Source organism: Acinetobacter sp. AKBS16, assembly GCF_002899995.1.
GTDB classification, from domain to species: domain Bacteria; phylum Pseudomonadota; class Gammaproteobacteria; order Pseudomonadales; family Moraxellaceae; genus Acinetobacter; species Acinetobacter baumannii.
The window spans coordinates 21,952-28,924 of record NZ_POYH01000088.1 but is presented as its reverse complement, the minus strand read 5'-3'; the positions used below and the strand labels follow the sequence as shown (position 1 = coordinate 28,924).

Below are 6,973 nucleotides of genomic sequence, written 5' to 3'. Positions count from 1 at the left end.
ACTCTTCCCATTTTTATTGCCATCGAGTGTTAATCCAAACTCTAGCTTAACAATGTGGGATGCTGTATCAAGTCATCGTACTTTAGGGGTTATGACTGTTGCTGCATGCATATTCGTTCCGATCATTTTGATCTACACCAGTTGGTCGTATTACAAAATGTGGGGCGTTATTACTAACAAACATATCGAGTCAAACTCGCATAGCCTGTACTAATAAGGAGAAACAAATGTGGTATTTCGCATGGATTCTTGGGATTTTGATGGCATGTTTTGCGGGTGTATTGAGCGCTCTTTATATCGAACATCATCAAAATTTAGATGAGGAATAAATCATGGCAACCGCAATGACAGCATCAAATCAACGAAAAGCTCAAGCATTCGCAATGGCCATTTCATTTCTGTTGGCATTGCCGCTTGCTGTAATTTTACTGGTGCATCCTTCCCTCATGTTAGATGCAAACGGACACTACAATCATAGCCAGCTTATGCTGGTGATGGTGGGTATTTCCGGAGGCTTCATTTATGGGGTGGGTTTTGTGCCGCACTTCTGGTTATGGAAATGGTTGTTTAGTCCATGGATAGCTTGGCCTCTCATGCTTTTAGGCTATTACATCTGGTTTCTAACCTAAACAAAAAGGACCTCATTTGAGGTCCTTTTTCATTTCAATTAGTTTAATTGGTATAAGTGGTAATCCAACATTTGCGTCAAGCGGATATGGTTCATGGTTACCTGTTTTTATATATCCGCGTCTTTCATAATAAGCAATTAACTCTGAACGCACATTTAAAACATACATGATTGCACTGTCCAATTCAGGTACTTTGTGTAAAGCAAATTGTTCAGCGTACTCCAAAACAGAACGCCCTATTTTCATATTCTGAACATGCGGATCTGTACAAAATGTTCCTATCTCAACTGTATTGCTTTGAAATGTAAGACCAATACATGTAACAACTTTTGAATAATCTATTTCTCCAATTAATAATACTGAATTAGGTAATTCTAATTGATGTTTCAATTGCTCTTTATTAATACGTTGCCCTTTTACATATTCAACTTCAGTAGTCCAGCTTCTACCTTGTTGTTCTCTATACGACTGATTAATCAACTCTACTAGTGTTGGGATGTCACTAAATTCTGCTAAACGGAAATTTAATTTGATCATAAATATACTTAGGCTATTTAAAATATTCTAAAAATAAAGCCGATATTAAATCGGCTTTATTTTGAATAGCAATTAATTCGACTGCTCAGCTAACCAAGCCATAAACTTTTGACGCTCTGCTTTAGAAGATTTTTTCCAAATTTCTGCCAAGCGCTGATCATTAGTTTGTGCTACACCAGTAGCAGGCATAGTTGTTGCAACAGGCGCATTAGCTTGAGTCGTGGTAGGTATTGCAGCAGCATACACAGCGTCAGGTTGTTGTTTAGATGATTTAGTCGTGAAATCAGTAACCTTACCTAGCAATCCCGATGCAAACCACGGTCTTGCCTCATTATTGGCACCAGTTTGTTGAACAATTAACTCATTATTTGAATTATATAAAGCCACTGTAGGTTGCTCAGCATATTTTTTGGCTTGTTCAAATTGTTTTGGAGCATCTACCATTGCAAGCTTATAAGTTTGACCATCTTTGAGCGCTGGAGTTTGAATGGTAACCACTCCTGACTTAACAATATCGTGTTCGCCACTTAAATGCTCAAAATATTCTTGATAACGTACACTTAGGCTTGCCTCACCAGCATCGACTTTATAATTATTTTTAGAAGAACGGAATAATCCAGAGTTGACTTCCTGACCATTCACCGCAAGGATTACGATTTCCTCTGGCGCTGTAATTGTAACTGCTGAAAATACTGAACCGCTGAGTAATAAACCCATCGCAGCGACACTTAATCTTAAAGTCATCTGTTCACGTCTCTGTAATATTTAATAGTTTGTAAAAACATGAGCAATATGCAATATGATTATGACGATTTTATGACAACCTCCTGTTTACGAAGCCGCCGCTCAAGCTTTTAAAATATTTTTTTGAATTCTAATAAACACCTATTTTATTGATCATTAATTTCTAACTAATTTTAAAAGCATAAAAAAAGAGTACCCTCTAGGTACTCTTTTCATCCACTCAATTTAGTTGAATGTTTTAAAACGATCTTCATCGCTAATAAATGCTTTTTCACCAGCTGGTGCTTCAACAGAACCAAATACAAGTTGAGCACGTAATTTCCAAGTTGCTGGAACATCAAATGCTTCAGCAGCATCAGCATCAACAATCGGGTTATAATGCTGTAACGATGCGCCTAAACCAAGTTCTGAAAGCGCAGTCCAAGTCGCAAACTGAGCAATTGCACTTGAATGTTCAGACCAAACTGGGAAGTTATCTGCATATAATTCAAATTGCTCTTGCAAACTTTTAACAACAGCTTGATCTTCATAAAATAGTACTGTACCAACACCAGCAACGAAGCTATCAATCTTTGCATTTGTACCGGCAAAGGCATCTGCAGGAACAATTTTACGTAATGCTTCACGAACTAAATTCCAAAATTTAGCATGTGATTCACCATAAAGAGTAACAACACGTGAAGATTGAGAGTTGAACGCTGATGGGCTATGTTTAACCGCTTCACGAATAGTTTCTTCAATTTTTGTGCGATCTAATGCAACATTTTTACCAATTGCATAAATAGTACGACGGTTTTTAATTTTATCTAAGAAAGTAGACATTTTTTATTTCCTACCTATTTAATTGACCATGGGCCGTTGTTTGGGAATGAATATAGTCTATGGAACTCATTTCTTATAATCAGCATTAAAAATATGACAGTTCGTTTTATTTTCGCAACAATAAAAAAAGATATGGATATAAAAAAACCTCACTATTTTGTGAGGTTTTTTTAAGTCTTGGCTAAGAATTATTTTTCAGTTTCAAATAGTGCTGCAACAAACGATTTCGCCGAGAATGGTCTTAAATCATCAATTTTTTCACCCACACCAATGAAACGAATTGGCACATGAGTACGACTAGCAATATTAAATAATACTCCACCTTTTGCTGTACCATCCAACTTAGTAATGGTAATACCTGTTAAACCGACAGCCTGGTCAAATTCTTGTACTTGGTTGATTGCATTTTGCCCAGTACCCGCATCTACAACCAACATAATTTCATGAGGCGCTGTTGCATCAATTTTTTGCATAACACGCTTAACTTTCTTAAGCTCTTCCATCAAATTACTTTTGTTATGCAAACGGCCCGCAGTATCTGCAATCAGTACATCAATACCTTTAGCTCGCGCACTTTCAAAAGCATCAAAAATAACTGATGCACTATCGGCACCATGACCTTGAGCAACTACAGCAATATCGTTACGCTCACCCCAGATTTGCAATTGTTCAGTAGCAGCAGCACGGAATGTATCACCTGCCGCCAACATCACTTTTTTGCCTTCACCTTGTAAACGCTTCGCCAACTTACCAATAGTAGTTGTTTTTCCAACACCATTTACCCCAACCATTAAAATCACATAAGGTGATTTATTAGGGTCAATATGCAAAGGCTTCACACGTGGAGCAAGCAAAGCAACCAGCTCTTCTTGCAAGGCTTTATAAAGTGAATGTGAATAGATCAAATCACCACGAGCAGTACGTTCAGTTAAGTTGGTAATAATCGTTTTTGTTGCATCAACACCAATATCTGCAACTAATAATTGCTCTTCGACTTCTTCAAGCAACTCATCATCAATTTCTTTCCCACCAATTAAGATATTAACCATCCCATCGGTGAAATTACGACGAGTTTTGCTCAAGCCTTCTTTCATTCGTCCAAAGAAACCAGATTTTGGTTGCTCAGGTTCTGTAGAAGGTGCAGCCTCGACAACTTCTTCAGCTTTTACTTCTTGCTTAACAGGTGACTCAACGATAGGAACATCGATAGCAGGTAAATTAGGCAATGTGACATCGTCATCCCCGATCTCAGCATCTATCAAGAATTTATTTTGCATATTCGATTGTTGTTGCATGCCGATTCCTTGAAAAGCAGCGTGTTAAAAAACGGAAAGTTTAGCATAAATTCAAATTTTTGCCTGCTTCAATAGCGTGCAAAACCTTTTTGAAATAAAGACAATACTTATTGAGTATCTTCTTGCGCTAATGCAGGATATTGCTTGATGTGATCATGTTCAAACTGATAAGCATGCATTAACTTTAAATACTCTGCTCTATGAATTTCTGATTGAGCCATAATCAACTCGGCCATATCTTGAGTTCTCGGATAAGTAGCCTGTCGAGAAAGTTGCACAATTCGTTGATACTGTTCTGAATTCACAGGACGTAGTAATGCCAAATAAGACAGCATAAAAATACAGCCAATGATAATAATCAAAAACAGATTAAAACATTGATCTGCCTTTAACTCAGACTTTAATTTAAGAAAATTTTCTTTGAATGTGAGCATGACCTACCTCTAATGAATGTAGTGTAGGGTTCAATGCACTTCAGCACAAGGTCAAAATCCAGTAAGGCTATTATTCTTTAACCTTACTGGATGACAATTGCTAGCCCATTAAGGAACGAATTACAGAGAAGTATAAAATTGCAGCAATAATAACTAATACTAATAGCATAGCAAAAATACTTAAACCTTCTTCTGCATCTGCTGGGTGCAATTCATCTTCATCTGCAATTTTTCTAAGTTCACCATCATAAACTTGATAGAACCAAGCTTTTTGATTAGGGTCTAATTGACGAGCATAGTCGAAAACCCGTTTTCTTTGTGCTAAACAATAATCCCCTAAATGTATTTCTTGATGGAAAATTGCTTCGTCTAATAATTTACGATGGTAATGGGCAAGTTCTATGATTTGCTCCTCTTTAGGAGGATTATCAAAAACAAAGCCATCAATAGTATTTGTCATAGTTATTCTCCTTGTCTTTTATTCTCATATTGATTTTACTCAAAATTATTTGTGAATAATGTTTAATCATGTATCCTAATAGTGAACTAATTGATGCTTCTCAATAGTTGACAAATCCATTAATTTGTAATATTAGTTTAACAATTCTAAGTTAAATTAGTTCAAAGGCAGTGGCCTTTAGAAAAAGTAATCATAATTACAATAAGGAGTTTTATATGATTCAACGTATCTCTCATCATGATTTAGAACATGTATACGCAACTGCGGTTAACACAATTCAGTCTCAAATGAATTTCCAAGATGCAGTTGCACAGTTAGAAGAAGTTGCTCGTGCTGGTCACGGTAAAGCTGCTTTGTTCTTAGCAGAACTATACTACCAAGGTTTCCGTGTTGAACGTGATTCCATGAAAGCACAATACTGGCAGAAACTAGCCACGATGCAAGCATAAAGAAACGTCACTTAGGTGGCGTTTTTTTATACCTGTAAAAAGTTCAATACAAATTAACCATAACTATGTTCATCTTGCGCTTCGCCAAAGCTTTAGTCGCTTTGTCTTGCTCAGGTGGCGTTTTTTATACCTATACAAAACCAAAATTACCTATTTGCCTAAAGCCTTACTTCGCCACTACAGTCGTGACTTAGAAATTACCCCTTATCCAGCATTTATTTGTATAGATATTTCTACTCATCAATATTTGTTTACGATTTGACACCTGTTTAAACTGAAATGTCATGTGGTTCTCTTATAATAAGCAGGACAAGTTGAAAACCTTTAAATTTAAAATGAACAGTTTAAGTAATCTACAACCGGTTTCTAAAGACTTGATGATCAAGATTTATATTTTAAGAACCATGATGTACTGCGGGGTTCTGTGGGGACTATTTGATGAAGGCTGGGCCATTAAATCAGATCAGGAAGATTTTATTTTTCCGTTCTGGCTAAATGGAGTACAAGCACATCGATACGCCAAAACTCACTGGCCCAATTACAAGCCAAGAAAAATTACCCCAAAAGACTTTCATGAATCTTTATTACCTACTTTAACACGGTTAAAAGTCACTCCTGCTTTATTTAACTCATCTCATCGCAAGTTGAAGTTATCTACACAGCAAATGCATCATTTCTTTTTTAATCATCCAAAATGGCAGGTAGCTTAAAGTTTCTTTGAGCTACCCAATATAGCGTGCTTTTTGAACGCTTGAACATAAAACTTATATTTGAATGACTAGCAAGTCTTTGCATTTTTCAAAAATCGAGCTAATTTAAATCAAAATGATAAAACAACAGGACAGAAGAAATGACTATCGTTGCACAAGTAATTAAGAACAAATCTGAACAAGCCATTTTTACAATTTCACCCGAAGCAACTGTCCTCGAAGCAATTACGATTATGGCTGAAAAAGGTATTGGTGCTTTAGTCGTAGCAGAAGGTGAACAAGTTGTTGGAATATTATCTGAACGCGATTACACACGAAAAGTAACGCTTATGGAGCGCTCATCTTATAGCACTACAGTTGCTGAAATTATGACAGCAAAAGTGATTACGGTAGGTTTAAATAATACGGTTGAAGAATGTTTACAGCTCATGACCGATCGTCATTTACGTCACTTACCTGTATTAGATAATGGAAAATTGGTTGGTTTCATTTCAATTGGTGACTTGGTTAAAGCCGCTATGGAAGACCAAAAAGTTTTGATTGAACAATTAAAACAATATATTTCAGGCTAAATACAAAAATAAAAATGGGCGATTAACGCCCATTTTTATTGTTTTTAAACTTAAAGATAATTCGTAATTAATGCAACTAAACGCTCTAGCAAAATATCAGCTTGAGCTTGTGTCATGTTAATTGGCGGTAATAAACGCACCACCGAACCTGCCGTAACGTTAATAATAAGTTTGTATTCATCACGAGCAATCGCAACGAGCTCAGCACAATCTTTAGGTAATTGGATACCAATCATCATACCGAAACCACGTACTTGCACATTCTTATCCGACAATTGAGCACGTAATTGGTCAACAATATAATTACCCACTACTGCTGCA

General features: G+C 36.4%; 13 protein-coding genes. 6 read left to right on the top strand and 7 right to left on the bottom strand.

The window, feature by feature from the left end:
• The 3 genes from C1642_RS15480 to C1642_RS15470 form a co-directional block, all read left to right on the top strand.
• On the top strand, window positions 1–214 hold a 214-nt coding region (locus C1642_RS15480), incomplete at its 5' end, for a cytochrome d ubiquinol oxidase subunit II (protein ID WP_171304712.1).
• Window positions 215–227: 13 nt separating this feature from the next.
• On the top strand, window positions 228–329 hold the full coding sequence (gene cydX, locus C1642_RS15475; RefSeq protein ID WP_000270276.1) for a cytochrome bd-I oxidase subunit CydX: 102 nt from the start codon (window positions 228–230) through the stop codon (window positions 327–329).
• Window positions 330–629, top strand: coding sequence for a cyd operon YbgE family protein (locus tag C1642_RS15470; RefSeq protein WP_085916945.1), 300 nt, complete (start codon window positions 330–332; stop codon window positions 627–629). It abuts the gene before it with no gap.
• 12 nt (window positions 630–641) lie between these two features.
• On the opposite strand, the gene C1642_RS15465 is transcribed toward C1642_RS15470, so the two are convergent.
• From C1642_RS15465 to C1642_RS15440, 6 genes are all read right to left on the bottom strand, one after another.
• Entirely contained in the window at window positions 642–1,166 is a 525-nt protein-coding gene (locus C1642_RS15465) for a GNAT family N-acetyltransferase (RefSeq protein ID WP_103236551.1), read from the bottom strand.
• Between the two features lie 72 nt (window positions 1,167–1,238).
• Complete coding sequence (locus tag C1642_RS15460) at window positions 1,239–1,910, bottom strand: DUF2057 family protein (protein WP_103236550.1); 672 nt, start codon at window positions 1,908–1,910, stop codon at window positions 1,239–1,241.
• A 225-nt stretch (window positions 1,911–2,135) separates the two neighbouring features.
• Entirely contained in the window at window positions 2,136–2,732 is a 597-nt protein-coding gene (locus C1642_RS15455) for a nitroreductase family protein (protein WP_000102943.1), read from the bottom strand.
• Window positions 2,733–2,920: 188 nt separating this feature from the next.
• Complete coding sequence (gene ftsY, locus C1642_RS15450; RefSeq protein ID WP_001187342.1) at window positions 2,921–4,027, bottom strand: signal recognition particle-docking protein FtsY; 1,107 nt, start codon at window positions 4,025–4,027, stop codon at window positions 2,921–2,923.
• A 107-nt stretch (window positions 4,028–4,134) separates the two neighbouring features.
• Complete coding sequence (locus C1642_RS15445; protein WP_031379666.1) at window positions 4,135–4,461, bottom strand: hypothetical protein; 327 nt, start codon at window positions 4,459–4,461, stop codon at window positions 4,135–4,137.
• A gap of 100 nt (window positions 4,462–4,561) precedes the next feature.
• Window positions 4,562–4,921 (bottom strand): hypothetical protein, encoded by a 360-nt coding sequence (locus C1642_RS15440; RefSeq protein WP_000185571.1) that lies wholly within the window; start codon window positions 4,919–4,921, stop codon window positions 4,562–4,564.
• Window positions 4,922–5,136: 215 nt separating this feature from the next.
• On the opposite strand from C1642_RS15440, the gene C1642_RS15435 reads away from it, so the two are divergent.
• The 3 genes from C1642_RS15435 (at window position 5,137) to C1642_RS15425 (ending at window position 6,652) form a co-directional block, all read left to right on the top strand.
• Window positions 5,137–5,370: a hypothetical protein gene (locus C1642_RS15435; RefSeq protein WP_000616034.1), complete on the top strand. Its 234-nt coding sequence runs from the start codon at window positions 5,137–5,139 to the stop codon at window positions 5,368–5,370.
• A 335-nt stretch (window positions 5,371–5,705) separates the two neighbouring features.
• Window positions 5,706–6,080 carry a DUF2750 domain-containing protein gene (locus C1642_RS15430; RefSeq protein ID WP_001087274.1) on the top strand — a complete coding sequence of 125 codons (375 nt, stop codon included), beginning with the start codon at window positions 5,706–5,708 and terminating at the stop codon, window positions 6,078–6,080.
• Window positions 6,081–6,220: 140 nt separating this feature from the next.
• Entirely contained in the window at window positions 6,221–6,652 is a 432-nt protein-coding gene (locus C1642_RS15425; protein WP_000156920.1) for a CBS domain-containing protein, read from the top strand.
• Window positions 6,653–6,702: 50 nt separating this feature from the next.
• On the opposite strand, the gene C1642_RS15420 is transcribed toward C1642_RS15425, so the two are convergent.
• Window positions 6,703–6,973: aminotransferase class III-fold pyridoxal phosphate-dependent enzyme (locus C1642_RS15420; protein WP_146035343.1), on the bottom strand; the 271-nt coding region annotated here is incomplete at its 5' end.

What these genes read in the sequence shown, in the direction of transcription:
- cydX (WP_000270276.1), top strand. Translation starts at nt 228, where the DNA reads ATGTGGTATTTCGCATGGATTCTTGGGATTTTGATGGCATGTTTTGCG.
- C1642_RS15465 (WP_103236551.1), bottom strand. Translation starts at nt 1,166, where the DNA reads ATGATCAAATTAAATTTCCGTTTAGCAGAATTTAGTGACATCCCAACA.
- C1642_RS15460 (WP_103236550.1), bottom strand. Translation starts at nt 1,910, where the DNA reads ATGACTTTAAGATTAAGTGTCGCTGCGATGGGTTTATTACTCAGCGGT.
- C1642_RS15455 (WP_000102943.1), bottom strand. Translation starts at nt 2,732, where the DNA reads ATGTCTACTTTCTTAGATAAAATTAAAAACCGTCGTACTATTTATGCA.
- ftsY (WP_001187342.1), bottom strand. Translation starts at nt 4,027, where the DNA reads ATGCAACAACAATCGAATATGCAAAATAAATTCTTGATAGATGCTGAG.
- C1642_RS15445 (WP_031379666.1), bottom strand. Translation starts at nt 4,461, where the DNA reads ATGCTCACATTCAAAGAAAATTTTCTTAAATTAAAGTCTGAGTTAAAG.
- C1642_RS15440 (WP_000185571.1), bottom strand. Translation starts at nt 4,921, where the DNA reads ATGACAAATACTATTGATGGCTTTGTTTTTGATAATCCTCCTAAAGAG.
- C1642_RS15435 (WP_000616034.1), top strand. Translation starts at nt 5,137, where the DNA reads ATGATTCAACGTATCTCTCATCATGATTTAGAACATGTATACGCAACT.
- C1642_RS15430 (WP_001087274.1), top strand. Translation starts at nt 5,706, where the DNA reads ATGAACAGTTTAAGTAATCTACAACCGGTTTCTAAAGACTTGATGATC.
- C1642_RS15425 (WP_000156920.1), top strand. Translation starts at nt 6,221, where the DNA reads ATGACTATCGTTGCACAAGTAATTAAGAACAAATCTGAACAAGCCATT.